The organism is Paraburkholderia sp. BR10954, from assembly GCF_040965775.1.
Lineage (GTDB): Bacteria > Pseudomonadota > Gammaproteobacteria > Burkholderiales > Burkholderiaceae > Paraburkholderia > Paraburkholderia youngii.
This window is the reverse complement of the sequence record NZ_JBFRCK010000339.1, coordinates 1-252: the sequence shown is the minus strand read 5'-3', so window position 1 is coordinate 252 and position 252 is coordinate 1. Positions and strand designations below refer to the sequence as shown.

Annotated in this window: 1 pseudogene; it reads left to right on the top strand. The window is 57.1% G+C overall.

The annotated features are described in order from the left end of the window. Positions 1 to 118: 118 nt before the first annotated feature. Positions 119 to 252, top strand: a pseudogene (locus tag AB4Y34_RS42480) (IS5/IS1182 family transposase); the annotation flags it as partial.

The following is a 252-nucleotide window of genomic DNA, read 5'->3' as shown; positions in this document are numbered from 1 at the left end:
TGTCATGCGCAACGCCAATCCAGCCATCCGGTCCGCTCGGTCACGTTCCCGAAATAACCGGTCACGTTGCCGAAATCGCCGGTCACGATCCCGAAACGGCCGGTCACGTTCATCCGAAATACGCATTTCAACGAAACGCACGCGCAAGCGGGAATTTCTCGATGAGATGAGGCGCGTTGTCCCATGGTCGAGGTTGATTGCGTTGATCGAACCGCACTATCCAAGGGGTAAGACTGGAAGGCCGCCGTTTCC